Annotated in this window: 11 protein-coding genes; 9 read left to right on the top strand and 2 right to left on the bottom strand. The window is 74.4% G+C overall.

From position 1 onward, the window contains the following. Positions 1-180: 180 nt before the first annotated feature. The 4 genes from JOF36_RS06280 to JOF36_RS40760 all read left to right on the top strand — a co-directional run bounded on the left by JOF36_RS06280 (position 181) and on the right by JOF36_RS40760 (position 5,480). Positions 181-780 carry a sensor histidine kinase gene (locus JOF36_RS06280; protein WP_210025463.1) on the top strand — a complete coding sequence of 200 codons (600 nt, stop codon included), beginning with the start codon at positions 181-183 and terminating at the stop codon, positions 778-780. Next, on the top strand, positions 771-1,433 hold the full coding sequence (locus JOF36_RS06275; RefSeq protein ID WP_210025462.1) for a response regulator transcription factor: 663 nt from the start codon (positions 771-773) through the stop codon (positions 1,431-1,433). The genes JOF36_RS06280 and JOF36_RS06275 overlap by 10 nt, the downstream gene beginning before the upstream one ends. A 67-nt stretch (positions 1,434-1,500) precedes the next feature. Then, positions 1,501-2,856 (top strand): sensor histidine kinase, encoded by a 1,356-nt coding sequence (locus tag JOF36_RS06270; RefSeq protein WP_210025461.1) that lies wholly within the window; start codon positions 1,501-1,503, stop codon positions 2,854-2,856. Then, positions 2,853-5,480, top strand: coding sequence for a sensor histidine kinase (locus tag JOF36_RS40760; RefSeq protein WP_210025460.1), 2,628 nt, complete (start codon positions 2,853-2,855; stop codon positions 5,478-5,480). The genes JOF36_RS06270 and JOF36_RS40760 overlap by 4 nt, the downstream gene beginning before the upstream one ends. Here JOF36_RS40760 and sbnA read toward each other — a convergent pair. Further along, the gene (gene sbnA / locus JOF36_RS06260; protein ID WP_210025459.1) at positions 5,467-6,444 is read right to left on the bottom strand and encodes a 2,3-diaminopropionate biosynthesis protein SbnA; all 978 of its coding nucleotides are present in this window, start codon (positions 6,442-6,444) and stop codon (positions 5,467-5,469) included. The genes JOF36_RS40760 and sbnA overlap by 14 nt on opposite strands. A gap of 425 nt (positions 6,445-6,869) precedes the next feature. On the opposite strand from sbnA, the gene JOF36_RS06255 reads away from it, so the two are divergent. Genes JOF36_RS06255 through sbnB form a run of 4 tightly spaced genes read left to right on the top strand, consistent with a single transcriptional unit; the run spans position 6,870 to position 15,693 of the window. Next, a complete protein-coding gene (locus JOF36_RS06255; RefSeq protein ID WP_210025458.1) occupies positions 6,870-11,141 on the top strand; it encodes a Pls/PosA family non-ribosomal peptide synthetase in 4,272 nt (1,423 codons plus the stop codon). A gap of 50 nt (positions 11,142-11,191) precedes the next feature. Then, positions 11,192-13,612, top strand: coding sequence for a non-ribosomal peptide synthetase (locus JOF36_RS06250; protein ID WP_245350702.1), 2,421 nt, complete (start codon positions 11,192-11,194; stop codon positions 13,610-13,612). Between the two features lie 39 nt (positions 13,613-13,651). After that, on the top strand, positions 13,652-14,629 hold the full coding sequence (locus JOF36_RS06245) for a TauD/TfdA family dioxygenase (RefSeq protein WP_210025456.1): 978 nt from the start codon (positions 13,652-13,654) through the stop codon (positions 14,627-14,629). After that, positions 14,626-15,693, top strand: a complete 1,068-nt coding sequence (gene sbnB / locus JOF36_RS06240) for a 2,3-diaminopropionate biosynthesis protein SbnB (RefSeq protein WP_210025455.1) — start codon at positions 14,626-14,628, stop codon at positions 15,691-15,693. The genes JOF36_RS06245 and sbnB overlap by 4 nt, the downstream gene beginning before the upstream one ends. A gap of 5 nt (positions 15,694-15,698) precedes the next feature. On the opposite strand, the gene JOF36_RS06235 is transcribed toward sbnB, so the two are convergent. Next, complete coding sequence (locus JOF36_RS06235) at positions 15,699-16,205, bottom strand: hypothetical protein (RefSeq protein ID WP_210025454.1); 507 nt, start codon at positions 16,203-16,205, stop codon at positions 15,699-15,701. A 132-nt stretch (positions 16,206-16,337) separates the two neighbouring features. Here JOF36_RS06235 and JOF36_RS06230 point away from each other — a divergent pair, with 132 nt between their 5' ends. Continuing rightward, the gene (locus JOF36_RS06230; RefSeq protein ID WP_210025453.1) at positions 16,338-17,879 is read left to right on the top strand and encodes an ATP-binding protein; all 1,542 of its coding nucleotides are present in this window, start codon (positions 16,338-16,340) and stop codon (positions 17,877-17,879) included.

Raw genomic sequence — 17,879 nt, 5'->3', positions numbered from 1 at the left:
CGCATCGACATCCGGACCGACGGCCCGGCCGGGAACGACACGCCATGATGACGTGGCACTCGCAACGACCGCCTCGGCGTTACATGCCAGCGCCGACATCCGTGCGCAAGGGTGCAGCCCCTACCACCGGGTGGGGTCCGCCCGCTTCCGCCGCACGCGCCCGCGCGGCACGCTCGAGCGATGACGGTCGATCCCGCGTGCCGGGACGGAGACGCCGCACCGCCACCGGGAGGTGGCCCTGCGGCCGGGTGGTCGCAGTGGTCGCACCGGCGCGGGCTCGAACGCCGGCTGCACGACGGCGCCGCGCTGCGGATCTCGGCCCTCGCATTGCGGCTCGGTCTCGTCCGGTGCCGGCTCCCCGACGACGACACCGAGCTGCACGAGGCCGTCGACGGGGTGCAGGACGAGCTGCACGCCGTGCTCCAGGAGCTGCGCGGGATCGCGGCCGCGCTCTACCCGCCGCTGCTCGACGAAGCGGGGCTCGGGCCTGCGCTGCGCGAGGAGGCGGGCCGCCGGGGCGTCCGGGTCACGATCGACGTCCCGGACGACCGGTTCGGGCCGGCGGCCGAGGGCGCGGCCTACTTCGCCGTCGTGTCCAGCTTCGCGGGCGGACCGCGGGCCGGGCGGATCGCCGTGACCGCCCGCCGGGACGGCGCGGACCTGCTGGTCCGGGTGGACGGCGTCGGGCCGGCGCACACGGCGCACTTCCGGGAGGTCGGCGGGACGGTCACGCTCGGCGCGGACGGCGCCACGATCACCGCGAGGTTCCCGTGCGGGTAGCTCTGGCCGAGGACGGCGCGTTGTTCCGGGAGGGCCTGCAGATGCTGCTGCGTGCCGCCGGGCACGAGATCGTCGGGTGCGCGGCGGGTGGGGACGAGCTGGTCGCGGTACTCACCGGGGTGCACGCCGACGTCGCGATCCTCGACATCCGGATGCCACCGGAACCCGACGGCGGCCTGGTCACCGCCGAACGGCTGCGTGCCCTGCACCCGCAGATGGGTCTGCTGTTCCTGTCCCACTACGCCGAGTCGCACTACCTGATGCGGATCCTCGACATCGGGACCGACGCGATCGGCTACCGGCTCAAGGAGAAGGTGGGCAGCGTCGAGGTCCTCACCGACACCCTCGACCGGATCCACGACGGGGAGATCGTGATCGAGCCGGTGCTGGCCAAACGGCTGGTCGAGCGGCCACGCGGCGACCGCCGTGACGCGCTCGCCGTGCTCACCGAGCGCGAGCTCGACGTGCTGCGGCTGATGGCGGAGGGCCGGTCGAACACCGGCATCGCGGGGCAGCTGTACGTGACCCCCAAGGCCGTCGAGAAGCACATCGCGAACATCTTCGGCAAGCTCGGGCTGACCGCCGACACCACCGAGCAGCATCGCCGGGTACTCGCCGTCCTGACCTACCTCCGCACACAGGACGCCGGCTGAACCGGTACCGGCCGGGCGCCGGTGGCTCTACCGTTGCGCTGCTCGGATCCGGGGGGCGGTGGTGGAGATGGGGCGGATCGGGGTCGCCACGGCGGTCGCGCGGACCGCGCGTCCGCTCGCCGTCACGTCCGGTGTGCTCGCGGTGTTCGTGCTCGTCGTCGGGGTCGCCGGATCGTGGGCCGGGATGGGCCCGGTCGCCGTGCTGCTGCCGTTCGCGGCCGCCGCGGGCGCCGCGCTCGGGGTGGCGGCGGCGCTGCCCCGGCTCGACCGGTGGGCCCGGCGGCTGGACCCGCGCCGCACCGGGACGCCGTACTCCGCGCTGGCCAGTGCCGCGGCCCGGATCCGGGCCGGGACCCTGCCGGCCGCCCTGCCCGGCCTGGCCGAGGCGATCGCCTCGGGCACCGGGGCACAGCGCGCCGTCGTGTGGCTGGCGGTCGAGGACCGGCTGGTCGCGGCCGCCGTCCATCCCCCGGGCGACGCCGACGGGACCGGTGCCGGCGAGGACGGGACCGGCGAGCTCTCCGTCCCGGGCCTGGCCGTCCTCCTGTCCCGGCCGGACACCGACCACGTCGTCCCGGTGCTGGACGGCGAGCAGCTGCGCGCGGCGCTGGCGATCGGCAAGACCGGGGCCGCGATCACCCCGGACGACCGCAGGCTCCTGCGCGACCTCGCGCACGGCGCAGGCGCGCTGCTGCGCGAGGTGGCGCACGGGATCGAGCTCGAACGACGGGTGCGGCGGGCGGACGAGCTGGCCGACGAGCTCCAGCGGTCCCGGGAGCGGCTGGGCCGGGCCCGCGACGTCGAGCGACGCCGGCTGGTCGGGGAGCTGTCGCACGCCACCGCCGGCCGGCTGGTCACCCTGCGGGACGGGCTCCGGGGTGCCGGCGACGAGCTGGCCGCCGGGACGCCGCCGGACGCGGTGCGGGCCGGCCTGGCGCGGACCCGGACCTGCCTGGAGGAGCTGCTCGAGCGGTTCCGCTCGATCGCCCGTGGGGTCTACCCGTCGGTGCTGCGTGACCAGGGCCCGGCCGCGGCACTGGAGGAGCTGATCGCCGACCTGCCGCGGGCCGTACGGCTGGAGTCCGCGGTGGACCGCCGCCTCGCCTGGGAGGTCGAGTCGGGTGTCTACTACCTGGCCGCGTCGGCGGTGCAGCACCTGGCGGTCCGCCCCGGCGATCCGGAGCTGCGGGTACGGCTCACCCTCGGCGGTGGCAGGCTGGCGGTCCGGGTCGAGGACCCGGCGCCCGGCGCCGACGCCGACGCGCTCGCCGAGGCACTGGCCATCGACGCGGAGCGGCTCGACGCACTCGGCGGCACCGTGACGCTCGGGACCGATTCCGGCGCGGTCGTCGTGCACGGCCGGCTCCCGGAACGCCTCGAACCGCAGGCCGAGCCCGCGGCCGCACCCGGGACGAAACCGTGATCGGGCCGCCCGCACCACCCGTCCTGCTGGTGCTCGATCTCGTCTGCAGCGGGCTGGGTCTGCTGTTCGCGGTCGCGCTGCTGCGCGCCGGCGGGCGGTCGTGGCCGCTGCGGCTGCTGGCCCTCGCCTCGGTCGCCGCGGCGGGGGCGTTCCACCTGCGGACCGCGGCTGTGCTCGAGGCCGTGGCCGGGCGCCCGCTCGGGACCGTCCTGTACCTCCTGCTGGTCACCGTCGCCTGCGCCGCCGCCGTCGGGGCGATGCTGCTGTTCCCGGCGCCCGGGCCGGGACGGACCGGCGGTGCGGGCGGGGCGGCCGTCGCGGCCGGGATCGTCGCCGTCGTGCTCGGGGTGGCCGGGACCGCCACGGCCGGGACGGCCACCGGGTGCGTCCTGTTCTGCGGTTTCCTGCTGCCGACGGCCGGGCTGGTCGCGCTGCGGTCCCGGCTGCGCGCCGGGGTCACCGGTCGCCCGCGGGCCCGCATCCGGCTCCTGCTCTGCGCACTGGCGGCGACGTTGGTGGTCGCGGCCGCGCTGGCCGTCGTCACCGCGTTGCTGGTCGCGCTCGACCGGCCCGGCCTGCGGCTCGGCGACCCGGCCGGGCCGCCGGTCGCGTTGCTGTTCTGGTTCGCCCGGGTGGCCCCGACGGCCGTCGCGGGGGCGGCGCTGCTCGCCGCCGGGACCGGTCCCCGGGTGCGGGCGGCGCAGCATCTGTTCGGCCGCGCCCTGGCCGTCACGCTGGTGGCGGCCGTCGCCGGCGGGACCGTCGCGGTCCTGTGCAACGCCCTGACCGTGGCCGGGACGGGCCCTGTCGGCGCGGCCACGCTGGCCGCCCTGCCGGTGGCCGCGACGTTCCTCCCGCTGTACCTGTGGACCGAGGCGTTCGTCGACCGGCTGCTCCACGGGAGCCGCCCGACCCCGTACACCGTGCTGGCCGGGGTGACGGCGCTGTCCCGGGCCACGACGACCGACGGGCCCGATCTCGACCGGGTCGCCGAGGGCGTCGGCCGCGGCCTGGGCGCCACCACCTGCCGGCTGACCGTGTACCGGACAGGGCTTCGCGACCGCACCTACGCCTGGTCGGCCCCGGGGGCCCCGGAAGTCCCGAGGGCCCCGGCGACCACGGACGGGGACACCCTCGTGCGGGTGCCCGTGCGGCAGGGCGACGAGCAGCTCGGTGAGATCGCGGTGGACCGGGACGCGGTGCAGGGCCTGCGGGGCGAGTGGCGCAACCTGCTGCCCGACATCGCCGACAGCCTGGGGGTGGTGCTGCACGCGAACCGCTCGGCCATCGAGCTGGAGCGTCAGCTGCGGGCGGCGCTGGCCCACGGCGAGCGGATCGCGGCGGCCCGGCGGGACGCGGTCGCCCGGATGGACACCGAGCGCCGCCGGATCGAGCGGGACCTGCACGACGGCGCCCAGCACCACCTCGTCAGCCTCGGTCTGAGCCTGGGCCTGGTCGAGCACCTGGTCTCGGCCGGGCAGCCGGAGCAGGCCCGCGACCGGCTCGACGAGCTGCTGCGCCGGGTCGACGGGGCCGAGTCGGTGCTGGCCGAGACGGTCGGCGGGGTCTCCTCGGCGGTGCTCGCCGAGCAGGGCCTCGTGGCCGTCCTGCGGGACACCCTGGCCGCCTCCGAGCCGCCGGTGACGATCGAGCACGACGGTGTCCCACCCGACCGGCGCTATCCCGACGAGATCGGCGACACCGCGTACTTCTGCTGCCTGGAGGCCGTCAACAACGCCCGCAAGCACGCCGCCGGCGCACCGGTGACCGTGCGCATCACCGAACAGGACGCGACGCTGACGATGGCGGTCCGCGACGAGGGCCCCGGCTTCGTCCCCGACCCGGGCCCGGGCACCCCGCCGACCCGGGGGCGGGGGCTGCGCAACCTCACGGTGCGGCTCGGGGCCGTCGGCGGGACGGTCGCCGTGCGCTCCGCCCCCGGCGCCGGGACGACGGTGCTGTGGTCGCTGCCGCTGCCCGCCGGTTGGGCTCCCGACGACCCGGTGCCTCCCGCCCCGCCGGCTCCCGCGCCGGCCGGGGTCCGGGAGCAGGTCCGCGAGCTGGTGGGCACGGCCGCGCAGGTGTACGCGGGGACCGGCCACGCGCCCGCACTCGCCCGCGCGGCCGCGCTGCTCGACCGGGCGTCCGGCGGCGCCGACAACGACGGCGTGCTCGCGGCCCGGTCCGCGCTGGGGACGCTGGAGGAGGTGCTGCGAGCGGCGCAGCCGGGGCCCCCGGAGGCCGAACACCTGCGCTACGGCGTCGAACGGCTGCGGGCCCGGGCGCACGAGCTGGTCGAGTCCGAGCTCGCGGAGGCGTTGCGGCGCCCCGGGGCGGCGCTGCCCGGGGACCTGCGGGCGTCCGCCGAGCGGTTGCTGGGCCGGCTCGGATCCGGGTCGCGCGCCCGGCTCGGGCTCCCGGCCGACGCCGGCCCCGACGACGTCCGCCGGGCCGCCGAGCACGAGCTGGCCCGGTGGCAGCGCCTGGCCGGGAACCCGGCGTCCACCGGTGCCGTCCGCAACGCCGCACCGGTGCTCGTCCGGACCTGTGAACGCCTGCTCGCCGAGCGCCCGGCCGACCCGAGCCCTGGCCCGGGTGCCCGGCGTGGGCTCACGCCGCGGTGAGGACCGGCTCGGCCGCGAGGACGTCCTCGCCGTAGAGGTCCTCGACCCAGTGCTGCTGGTAGATCGTGTCGAGGTAGCGCTCGCCCAGGTCGGGGGCCAGCGCGACGCAGGTCAGGCCGGGCGTGCCGTGCTCGGCCAGCCAGGTGGTCGCACCGCTGACCACGGTGCCGGTGGACCCGCCGAACAGGAAGCCGGTGCGGGCCAGCTGGTGGCAGGTGCGGACCGTGTCGGCCTCCTCGACCAGCACGACGTCGTCGACGTAGGACTCGTCGAGCTGCGCCGGGCGCTCGCCGCTGCCCAGGCCCGGGATCATCCGGCGCGACGCCGGTCCGCCGAAGGTCACCGAGCCGACGCTGTCCACGGCCACGATGCGCACGTCCGGGTTCCACTGCCGGAAGTACCGGGCGACGCCCATCAGCGTGCCGCAGGTGCCCGCACCGACGAAGATCACGTCGACCTGCGGGAACTCGCGGGCGATCGCCGGGCCAGTGGTGGCGTAGTGCGCCTTCCAGGCGTTCGGGTTCTCGTACTGGTTGAGGCAGACGAAGCGGTCGTCGGAGGCGCACAGCTCCCGGACGTGGTTCTTGCGGGCGCCGAGCAGGCCACCCTCCGGGTCCGGCTCGGTGATCACGTGCACCTCGGTGCCGAACGACTCCATCAGCCGCCGGGTCGCCAGGTTGCAGCGCGAGTCGGTGACACACACGAACCGGTAGCCGCGGTTCGCCGCGATCATGCTGAGCGCGACGCCGAGGTTGCCCGAGGACGACTCGACCAGGAACGAACCGGGCCGCAGGATCCCCTGCCGCTCGGCGTCGGCGACCATCGCGGTGGCGGCCTTCAGCTTGACCGAGCCGGCGAAGTTGAAGCCCTCGCACTTGAGGTAGAGGGAGTGCCCGACGGTCGGCTCCAGGTCGACGTACAGGTCGTCCTGGTTGAACTCCTGGGGACCGGTGATGACCGACATGGGAACCGCCTCGTTTCGCTCGGTGCGACTGAGGACAAGGGTGCCGCCGGGCGGGCTCCCGCTCGATCGTGTGCGCACCCGATCCCCCGGAGACCGCCCCCGTCCCGGGGTAGGGCTGACCCCCGGGTGCGGGCACCGCCTCGTCGTGGGGTCCGCCCGGCTCCCTCCGGGCCCGCCGCGGCGGATGCTCGACGTGCCCGGCAGCCGGCGCCCCGTCAGGTACCGGCCGGCCACGACCACCTCCGGCGAGGAGCACCGTGCCCGCACCGACCGCCCCCGGCCCGCCCGTCGTCAGAACTGGCTATTGCGTCCCGCCCCACGCCGCGAACGCGTTGACCGGCACCGGGACCGGTGCCAGCCTTCCCACCTGCGTCGACGACCGGGAGGTGCCGGCCGGTGCGCTCCCGTCCCCCGGGGGAGGTCACGTGCCGCTGCATGCCGGACCGCCGTCACCGGGTGTCGTCGCGCCGATCTCCGAGCTGGTGCTGGTCGACCGGGACCAGGCCCAGGGCCGCCGGGTCCGCCGTGACGAGCGCCTGGACCACCTGTTCGAGCAGCGGTGCGACTGGGTCCGCAGCTACGGCCGCCCGGACCGGCTCGCCGTCGACTCCCCCGAGCTGTCGCTGACCTACGACGAGCTCGACGTCCGCGCCAACCGGCTGGCCCGGTACCTGCGGCTGCGCGGGATCCGCGCCGGGGACCGGGTCGCGCTGCTGATCGACGTGCCCGCGCACGCCTACGTCGCGATGCTGGCCGTGCTCAAGATCGGCGCCACGTACGTCGCTCTGGACGTCACCGCGCCCACCGGGCGGCTGGTCTACATCGTGGAGGACGCCCGGGTCCGGACCGTCCTCGCGCTGTCGCACCTCGCGCGGCGGGTCGAGCGGATGGAGCTGCTGACCGCGAGCGGCGCCGAGCTGGTCCACCTCGACGTGGTCGCACCGCTGGTCGACGAGCTGGACGGGCGCAGGCTGATCGACGCCGAGCGGGGCGCGGGCGACAACCCGCTCGCCTACATCAGCTACGCCTCGGTCTCCGGCCGCCCGGAAGGGGTCGCGATCGACCACCCGAGCATCTGCAACTTCGTCAAAGTCGCGGCCGAGACCTACGGCATCCGCCCCGAAGACCGCGTCTACCAGGGGATGGCGCTCGCGTTCGACTTCGCCGTCGAGGAGATCTGGGTGCCGTGGGTCAGCGGGGCGACCCTCGTGCCGCGCCCGCCCGGGCCCGGTCTGCTGGGTCCGGCGCTGGGGGCGTTCCTCACCGCGAACCGGGTCAGTGCGCTCTGCACGGTGCCCCACGTGCTGGACACCCTGGACGCCGGCGAGCTGTCCGGCCTGCGTTTCCTGCTGGTCTGCGGGAAGGACGGGCGCCCCGACCAGCTGCGCCGCTGGTGCCGGCCCGGCAGGCGGTTCCTGAACGTCTACGGCCCGACCGAGGCGACCGTGACCGCGACCTGGTCGGTGGTGCAGCCGGTCGGACCGGTCACGATCGGGCTCCCGCTGCCGACCTACAGCACCGTCGTCCTCGACGTGTCCGATCCGTACCGCGCGCTGCCGCACGGGCAGGCCGGGGAGATCGGGATCGCCGGGATCGGGCTGGCCTGCGGCTACCTCAACCACGACGACCTCACCGACCAGGTGTTCATCCGGGACTTCCTGGGGATCCCCGGCAACCCGTCGGGCCGGATCTACCGCACCGGTGACCTGGGCCGGGTGAACGCCGCGGGCGAGCTGGAGTACCTGGGCCCGGTCGACGGCCGGGACCGGGACCGGAACCGCTACGGGCCCGGCACGGCGCTCGCCCCGGCTCCGACCGCCGCTCCGGCCCGGCGGTCGGATGCCCCCGCGCCCGCAGCTGCCCCGGCACCGGCGCCCACAGCTGTCCCGGTGCCGGCAGGTGCGCCGGTGCTCCCGGGCGGTCCGGTGCCCGTAGGTGCCGCGGGGTCCGTGGGGCTCGCCGGTGGCGCGGCACCGGCCGGCCCGGTCGCGGCCCTGGCCGAGGTCCTGACCGGCGTCCTGGAGGCACCGGCCGGCCCGGACCAGCACTTCTTCGACGACCTCGGCGCCGACTCGATGTCGATGGCCCGGTTCTGCGCGAAGCTGCGCGGCCGCGCGGACCTGCCCCCGGTGTCGATGAAGGACGTCTACCGGTACCCGACGCTGCGCGCGCTCGCGGCGGCACTCGCCGACGACGGGTCGAGCCCGGCCGAACGGAGCCTGCTCGAGGCGCTGGCGGCGGTCCTGGGCACCGAGGTGGGGCCGGACCAGCACTTCTTCGACGACCTCGGCGCCGACTCGATGTCGATGGCCCGGTTCTGCGCACGGCTGCGCAAGCGGGTGGACCTGCCGCAGGTGTCGATCAAGGACGTCTACCGGTACACCACGATCCGGGAGCTGGCGACCGCGCTCGGCGTGGCCGGGGCCGGTGTCACGCCCGCGCCCGGCGGCCCGGCGGCTCCGGAGGCCGATGCCCCCGTCCCGTTGCCCGAGCCGGTCGGCACCCCACGCCACGCACTGTGCGGCACCCTGCAGGCGCTGGCCTTCCTGCTGTACTCCGCGGTCCCGATGCTGATCCTCTACCCGGGCCTCGAGTGGGTGCTGGCCGGATCCGGGCTGCTCGAGCTCTACCTGCGGGCCGTGGCCTTCACCGCGGCCGGCTTCGTGGCCCTGTGCACGCTGCCGATCGTTCTCAAGTGGGTGCTCGTCGGCCGGTGGCGGCCGCAGCAGATCCAGGTCTGGAGCATGGCCTACCTGCGGTTCTGGATCGTCCGGGCGCTGACCCGGGCCAACCCGCTGGCGTTGTTCGCCGGGTCCCCGCTCTACGTGCTCTACCTGCGTGCGATGGGCGCGAAGGTGGGCCGCGGCGTCACCGTGCTGTCCAAGCACGTGCCGGTGTGCACCGACCTGATCTCGATCGGCGACGGCACGATCGTCCGGAAGGACTCGTTCCTGTCCGGCTACCGGGCGCACGACGGCATCATCCAGATCGGGCCGGTCACCCTCGGCCGGGACGTGTTCGTCGGCGAGAAGACCGTGCTGGACATCGGCACCTCGATCGGCGACGGTGCCCAGCTCGGTCACACGTCGTCGTTGCACGCCGGGCAGGCGGTACCCGCGGGAGCGTCCTGGCACGGATCGCCCGCCCAGGCCACCGAGACCGGCTACCGCGCCGTCGCGGCGGCGGACTGTTCCGGAGTGCGGCGGGCCGCGTTCGCCGCGGTCCAGCTGCTGAACCTGGTGGCGGTGTCCACCCCGCTGTTCCTCGGTGCGGCCGGTCTGCTGCTCACCGCCGTCCCGCAGCTCGGTGCGCTGCTCGACACCGGTGCGCCGGTGTTCACCAGCATCGCGTTCTACGGCGAGGTGCTGCTGGCCTCGGCGGTGCTGTTCGCCATCGGGACGCTGACCGGGCTGCTGGTGACCGGCACCGTGCCGCGGGTGCTCCGGTACCTGGTGCGGCCGGAGCGGGTGTACCGGCTCTACGGGCTGCAGTACTGGGCGCACCGGGTGATCGGCCGCACCACGAACCGGAAGAACTACACCGAGCTGTTCGGGGACTCCTCGTTCGTCGTCGGCTACCTGCGCTGGGTCGGGTACCGCCTCACCCCGGTCGTCCAGACCGGTTCGAACTTCGGGATGGCCGTCCGGCACGAGACGCCGTACCTGTGCTCGGTCGGCCGCGGCACGGTCGTCGCGGACGGGCTGTCGATGCTCAACGCCGACTACTCCGCCTCGTCGTTCCGGGTGTCGCCGGTGTCGATCGGTGCCGAGAACTTCCTCGGCAACAACATCGCGTATCCGGCCGGGGGGCGGACCGGCGACAACTGCCTGCTGGCGACGAAGGTGATGATCCCGGTCGACGGGCCGGTCCGCGAGGGTGTCGGTCTGCTGGGCTCGCCCAGCTTCGAGATCCCCCGCTCGGTGGAGCGCGACACCGGCCTGGAGCTCCCGCCGGACGAGCTGCGCCGCAGGCTGACCGCGAAGGACCGGCACAACGCCGTCAGCATCGCGATCCGGCTGCTGACCCGCTGGCTGCACCTGACCGGATCGTTGCTGCTGATGTCCGCGGCGTGGGACCTCTCCCGCACCTACGGCGTGGTCGCGTTCCTGCCGGTCCCGGCCGCGATGCTGCTGTTCACGGTGGCCTTCTACGTGCTGATCGAGCGGGCCACCGAGCACCTGCACGCCCTCGCGCCGGACGGGTGCTCGATCTACGACGAGACGTTCTGGCGGCACGAGCGGGCCTGGAAGGTCCCCTCCGAGACGTACTTCGCGTTCTTCGACGGCACCCCGTTCAAGTGCGTGCTGTGGCGGTGCCTCGGAGTCCGGATCGGCCGCCGGGTGTTCGACGACGGCTGCATGCTCACCGAGCGCTCGTTCGCCGCCATCGGCGACGGCGCCACGCTCAACGCCGGCAGCATCGTCCAGTGCCACTCACAGGAGGACGGCGCGTTCAAGTCCGACCGGACCGTGCTCGGGGCGGGCGTCACGCTCGGGGTCGGCGCGTTCGTCCACTACGGCGTGCACGTCGGCGACGGCGCCGTGCTCGCCGCCGACTCGTTCCTCATGAAGGGCGAGGAGGTGCCCGCATGGGCGCACTGGGGCGGCAACCCGGCCGGTGAGCTCCGCTCCGACCGGTACGCGCCCGCCGCCGTCGCGGCCCCGCCGCCCGCCGTGCCGATCGGGCGGGCCGCCTGATGCCCACCATCCCACCCATCCACCCGCACCTGCGCGGAGAGGACGACCCGATGAGCACCTTGCCCGGGGCCGCGACCCGGATCCCCCGCTGGAGCACCGATCCGGTGCCCGGGAACGCCGTGCACGAGGTGCCGCTGCCGTCCTGGTTCCCGGCGGAACTGCCGGGTGGGGTGCGCCCGGAAACAGCGCTGCTGGCCGCGCACGCCCGGGTGCTCGCCGTGCTGTCCGGCGAACCGGAGGTCGTCACCGGATACCGCCCGGCACCCGGCGCGCTCCCGGTGCCCCGGCGGATCGACACCGCCGTCGGGTCCTGGCAGGTCCTGCTGGACGCGACCGGGCGGCCGTCGGAGGAACCGCCCGACGTGCCGTTCGAGACCCTGCTCGACCCGCACGGCGATGCCGCCGACCTCACCGGAGAGCTCGTGCTGACCGTGGGGACCGTCCGTGGTCCCGGCGGCCCGGTGCTGCGGCTGCGCTACCGCACGGACGTGATCGATCAGGCCTGTGCCGCCCGGATCGGCGGCTACCACGTCGCCGCGCTCGACGCGCTGGTCGCCGCTCCGCAGGCCGGGCCCGCAGACCGGCACCTGCTGTCCGACGACGAGCTGCACCACCAGCTGACCGAGCGCGACGGCCCGGACCGGGAGCTGCCCGACGTCCGCTTCCACGAGCTGTTCGAGCGCCGGGTGACCGCCCACCCGGACGCGGTCGCGGCCGAGCTCGGCGACCGGCGGTGGACCTACCGCGAGCTCAACGCCCGTGCCAACCGGCTGGGCCGGGCCCTGCTGGCCCGCGGGCTGACGCCGGAGGGCCCGGTCGCCGTGGTGACCGAGCGGAACCTGGACTGGATGGCCTCGGTGCTCGCGGTGTTCAAGGCGGGCGGCGCCTACCTGCCGATCGAGCCGCACTTCCCGGCCGAGCGGATCGCCACCACGCTGTCGCGCGCCGGGTGCCGGCTGGCGCTGACCGAGCCGGCGAGCACTCCGAACCTGGACCGGGCGCTGGCGTCGCTGCCCGGGGTCGGCACCGTGCGCGTCGACGACCCCGCTCTCGAGGCGCTGCCCGGCGACGACCTCGGCCTCGAGATCGGGCCGGACCGGCTCGCCTATCTCTACTTCACCTCCGGTTCGACCGGCGTGCCCAAGGGGGCGATGTGCGAGCACGCCGGGATGCTCAACCACCTGCTCGCCAAGATCGAGGACTTCGGGATCGCCGAGGGGCAGGCGGTCGCCCAGACCGCGCCGCAGTGCTTCGACATCTCGCTGTGGCAGCTGGTGGCGCCGCTGCTGGTCGGCGGGCGGACGGTACTGGTCGAGCAGGACCTGATCCTCGACGTCGCCCGCTACGTCGACCGGCTCGCCGGGGCCCGGGTGAACGTGGTCCAGGTGGTGCCGTCCTACCTGGAGGTCGTGCTGTCCTACCTGGACACGCACCCACGCGACCTGCCGGACCTGCACACCGTGTCGACGACCGGCGAGGCGCTCAAGGCCGACCTCGCGGCGCGCTTCTTCGCCGCCCGGCCGGGCGTGCGGCTGGCCAACGCCTACGGCCTGACCGAGACCTCGGACGACTTCACCCACGCCGTGCTCGACCGGATGCCCGATCACGGCCGGGTCCCGCTCGGGCGGCCGGTCCGCAACACCGCCGTGCGCGTCGTCGACGGCGACCTGGTGCCGGTCCCGCTCGGCGCCCCGGGCGAGATCGTCTGCTCCGGGGTCTGTGTGGGGCGCGGCTACATCGGCGACCCGGAACGCACCCGGCAGGCGTTCACCACCGACCCGTACCGGCCGGACCGGCGTCTCTACCGCAGCGGCGACCACGGCCGCTGGCTGCCCGACGGCACCCTGGAGTTCCTCGGCCGCCGCGACACCCAGGTCAAGATCCGCGGCTTCCGGATCGAGATCGGCGAGATCGAGAACACTCTCGCCCGGGTGCCCGGCGTGCGCGACGGCGCCGTCGTCGTCACCGAACGGGCCGGCGGGGCCAAGCACCTGGTGGCGTTCTACGCCGCGCCACAGCCGATCGAGGACACCCTGCTGCGCGAGCGGCTGGCTGCGTCGCTGCCCGGCTACATGGTGCCCTCGGAGTTCCACCACCGCGCCGCGCTGCCGCTCACCGCGAACAGCAAGATCGACACGAAGGCGCTGACCGTGCTCGCCGCCGAGCTCGGTGCCGAGCCGTCCGCCGCCCCCGGCGACGGGCACGAACCGCCCGCCGGCCCGACCGAGCAACGGATCGCCGGCGTCGTCGCCCGGGTGCTCGACCTGCCTGCCGACCGGATCGACCGCCGGGACCACTTCTTCGACCTGGGCGGCACGTCGCTGTCCGCGGTCAAGGTGGTGGTCGGGCTGGACCGCGTGGTGTCGCTCGCCGACGTCACCCGCCACCCCGTCCTGGCCGATCTCGCCGCCGTCGTCGACGGCCGGGTGGAGGCGCCCGGGCTCGCCACCGGCCACACCTCACCGCACTGAGCCCGCGTGCCCGCGCAGTCACTCCAGAAGGAGAATCCGATGTCCACGCCCTCCGTTCCCTCCGCTCGGCTCGAGCTCGAGTTCCACCCGGGCCGCCCGCCCCTGCTCCCGGCCGACGCCGTGCGCGGGATGGCCTGGGACGAGTTCCGCGCGGCCCTGCGCGGCCTGGTCACCGAGCACGGCGCTGTGCTGGTCCGCGGCTTCGGGCTCGGCGCCCCGGCCGACGTCGAGGGTGTCTTCCGCGGCCTGGCCCACGGCCTGATGACCGAGCGCGAGGCCTTCGCCGCCCGCTCGGTCTACGCCGACGGCGTCTACTCGGCCTCGGCCTGGCCTGCGGCCCAGCAGATGTGCATGCACCACGAACTGAGCTACGCGAGCGAGTTCCCCGGCCTGATGCTCTTCGCCTGCCTCGTCGCCCCGGCCACTGGCGGGACGACCGGGATCGCCGACTCGTCGGGCGTGCTGGAGGCGCTGCCGCCCGGGCTGGTGGACCGGTTCGAGCGGGAGGGCTGGCAGCTGGTCCGCAGCTACAACGCCGAGATCGGGGCGTCGGTCGCCGACTCGTTCGGTACGGACGACCCGGCCGCCGTCGAGGCTTACTGCCGGGCGAATGCGATCGAGTTCGCGTGGCAGCCCGGCGGCGGCCTGTGGACCCGGCAGCACCGCCGCGCCGTGGTGACGCACCCGGTCACCGGCCGGCGCTGCTGGTTCAACCAGATCGCCTTCCTGAACGAGTGGACCATGGAACCCGAGGTCCGGGAGTACCTGCTCGACGTCTACGGCCCGGACGGGCTGCCGTTCACCACCCGGTTCGGCAACGGCGACCCGATCGACCGCGAGGTCGTCGACCTGCTCACCACGACCTACGAGCGGTACACGATGCGCGAGCCCTGGCAGGCCGGTGACCTGCTGCTCGTCGACAACATCCGCACCGCGCACGGCCGCGACCCCTACGACGGGCCGCGCGAGGTCCTGGTCGGGCTGGGCGACCCGATGCGGGCCGGTGACCTGCGATGACCGGGGTGCAGGAGTCCGTCACGTCCGGGCCGGCCGGCGCGCTCGCCCCGCCGCCGTTCGCGGTCGTCCCCGGTGGGCAGGTGCGACGGGTGCTGCAGGGGCGGGAGTCCGAGATCGTCGACCTGGTGGCGGCCACCTACCGGCTGCACGGGGCCGGGGACTCGGTGAACCCGCCGTCGTACTTCCTGCGGTTCCCGGACCGGCCCCGCTCGCGGATCATCGCGCTGCCCGCCTCGATCGGCGGCCCGGCCCGGACCGACGGGCTGAAGTGGATCTCCAGCTTCCCGGACAACGTCGCGTCCGGGCTGCCGAGGGCGTCGGCCGTGCTGATCCTCAACGACCCCGTGACCGGCTATCCGTTCGCGGTGCTGGAGAGCTCGATCATCAGCGCCTCGCGGACCGCGGCGTCGGCGGCGCTGGCCGCGGACCGGCTCTCCCGCAACCGGGCGCGGCCGGCCCGCGTCGGGTTCGTCGGCACCGGGCTGATCGCCCGCTACATCCACACGTTCCTGGCCGGGACCGGCTGGACGTTCGACGAGGTCGGGGTGCACGACCTGGCCGCGGGCAGCGCGCACGGCTTCCGTGACTACCTGGAACGGTCGGGGGCGAGCGGGCGGGTCACCGTGCACGAGGATGCCGAGTCGCTGGTCCGCGCGAGCGACCTGATCGTCCTCGCCACCGTCGCGGCGCGGCCGTACCTGCACGATCCCGGCTGGTTCTCCCACGCCCCGCTGGTGCTCAACGTGTCGCTGCGCGACCTCGCGCCGGAGATCCTGCTGTCCGCCGCGAACGTCGTCGACGACGTCGAGCACTGTCTCAAGGCCGACACGTCACCGCACCTGGTCGAGCAGCTGACCGGCAACCGGGACTTCCTGGACGGCACGCTGGACGACGTCATGGCCGGGCGGATCACCGTGCCTGCCGACCGGACCGTGGTGTTCTCGCCGTTCGGGCTGGGGGTGCTCGACCTCGCCGTCGGCCGGTACGTCTACGACGAGATCACCCGCGCGGGCGAGCTCGCGGTGGTCGAGGACTTCTTCCACGAACGCAGCCGGCACGGGTAGCCGGTTCAGTCGTCGTCGCCGCCCACGTTCGCGACCTGACCGGACGGCACCCCGTTCGCGCAGCTCAGCGTGACGCGGACGTCGAGGTCGTCGCCGTCGAGCTCCACCTGGCCCGGGGCGAGGTCGTCGCCGTCCTCACGCTCGAAGCCCTGCGCCGGGTTCACCGACACCACCCGCGGTGTGTCGCCCTCGCAGCGGGCGAGGATCGTCCCGGCCGTCCCGGCCGGCACGACACCGGGCGGCGTCTCCTGCGGCGCCGGTGACGCGGGGGGCGCCGGCTGCGGTGCCGGGGGCTGCGGTGTCGTGGGCTGGGCGGGCGCCGACGCGGCGTGCCGGGCGAGCGATGCCTCGACCTCCTCGGCCGCCAGCGGCGGCACGGGGTCACCGCCGGCCAGCCCGCTGCCGATCTGGCCGACCGCGGTCAGCCCCAGCAGCAGGGCACCCGCCGCGGCGGCGATCCAGAGGCCGGCGAGGAGCCCGGTGCGGGTGGTGCGCCTGCTCGGTCCGTTCACGCCCCCAGGATGCCCCGGGGCTCGGTTAACGCATTCCTAAAGGACACCGAAGAGAGTCCGAGATCGCTGTCACCCGCAGCGGCTGCCCGCATAACGTGGGTACTGAGCGGACCTGAAAGCCTTTCAGGTAACTTGAAAGAAGACCTGAAACCTGAAAGGTGCTTGGTGGAACCGGACGACCTACGCCAGTTGCTCGCCGATCTCCGTCGGCTCGGCGGCGAGCCCAGCGGTGTCGAGGCGAAGGCCTCCCGCGGTGGCCTGCCGCGCACGACCGTCGAGACCGCGTCGGCGTTCGCCAACACCAACGGCGGTGTCGTCCTGCTGGGCGTCGACGAGAACGACGACTTCCAGGCCGTCGCGATGGCCAACCCCGTCAAGCTGCGCGACGATCTGGTGTCCGCACTGAGCGACCAGCTCGAGCCGCCGGTTCGCCCGACGACCGATCTCATCGAGATCGACGGCCGGGTCGTCGTCTCGGCCGAGATCTCGCCGCTCCCCTCGGACCAGAAGCCCTGCTATGTCCGCTCCCGCGGGATCGCGAACGGCTCGTACGTCCGAGCGGGGGACGGTGACCGGCGGATGACGCAGGCCGAGATCGGATTGACGATCGCCAACCGCGGCCAGCCCACCTACGATGCCGAACCGGTGGCCGGCGCCGGGATCGACGATCTGGACACCCACGCCACCCGCCGGATGCTCGAACGGGCACGCGGCACGAGCCGATCGCTACGTGACGTCGACGACGAGTCCGCCCTGCGGCGGCTGCGCGTTCTCGTACCCGACGACGACGGCCGCCCGGTCCCGTCCCTCGGCGGCATGCTTGCGCTCGGGCCGTTCCCACAGGAGTGGTACCCGCAGTTGATGATCACTCTCATCGTCCATGAGGCCGGCCCCGGGACGAGGGAGCAACCGCGCTTCCTCGACAACCAGCAGTTCCGGGGTCCGATCCCCGAACAGGTCGCCGAATGCGTCGCGGCGGTCCGCCGGAACATCGCGGCACGAGGCTTCGTCGGAGAGTCCGGACGGTTGGACGCCCCGGACTATCCGCTCGAGGCGGTGCGGGAGGCCGTCGTCAACGCCGTGCTGCACCGCGACTACAGCCCGGTCAGCCGGGGCACCCAGATCACCGTCGAACTCCATCCCGATCATCTGGGAGTGACCAGTCCCGGAGGAATCTTCGGCCCGGTGACCGTGGCCGACCTGGGCGAGGAGAGAGTGTCCTCGTCCCGCAACGGCTACCTCGCCCAACTGCTGTCGGACACCTATCTGCCACGCAGCGACCGTGTGGTGGCGGAGAACCGCGCGTCGGGGATTCCCGCCATGATCCGCGACCTGCTCCGGTCCGGGCTGCCGCAACCCACGTTCCGCAATCACCCGGGTCGGTTCGAGGTGCGGTTCGCCCGCTCCGAGCTGTTCGACTCCGTGCCCCGGGGACGGCCGGCCGAGGTGCACGGCAGCACCTACGACGCCGTGACGACCCTGTTGCAGCGCCAGGGCAGGTCGACCGCCGCCGAGCTCGCCGCGCAGGTCGATCGCTCCCGACCGGCGGTACTCGCCGCGGTCCGCAAACTCGTCGACGAGGGCCGGGTGCGGGCCGAAGGCACCCCCACCAGCCCACGACGCTCCTATGTCTGGTGTGAGCCGGTCGGTGGAATCGGCGGAGAGGCGACATGA

The organism is Pseudonocardia parietis, from assembly GCF_017876315.1.
GTDB lineage: Bacteria > Actinomycetota > Actinomycetes > Mycobacteriales > Pseudonocardiaceae > Pseudonocardia > Pseudonocardia parietis.
Note: the sequence above shows the minus strand (reverse complement) of the source record. Positions and strands in the feature narration are given on the sequence as shown.

Coding starts and splice junctions, on each gene's coding strand:
- JOF36_RS06250 (WP_245350702.1), top strand. CDS start 11,192: ATGAGCACCTTGCCCGGGGCCGCGACCCGGATCCCCCGCTGGAGCACC.
- JOF36_RS06245 (WP_210025456.1), top strand. CDS start 13,652: ATGTCCACGCCCTCCGTTCCCTCCGCTCGGCTCGAGCTCGAGTTCCAC.
- sbnB (WP_210025455.1), top strand. CDS start 14,626: ATGACCGGGGTGCAGGAGTCCGTCACGTCCGGGCCGGCCGGCGCGCTC.
- JOF36_RS06280 (WP_210025463.1), top strand. CDS start 181: ATGACGGTCGATCCCGCGTGCCGGGACGGAGACGCCGCACCGCCACCG.
- JOF36_RS06270 (WP_210025461.1), top strand. CDS start 1,501: ATGGGGCGGATCGGGGTCGCCACGGCGGTCGCGCGGACCGCGCGTCCG.
- sbnA (WP_210025459.1), bottom strand. CDS start 6,444: ATGTCGGTCATCACCGGTCCCCAGGAGTTCAACCAGGACGACCTGTAC.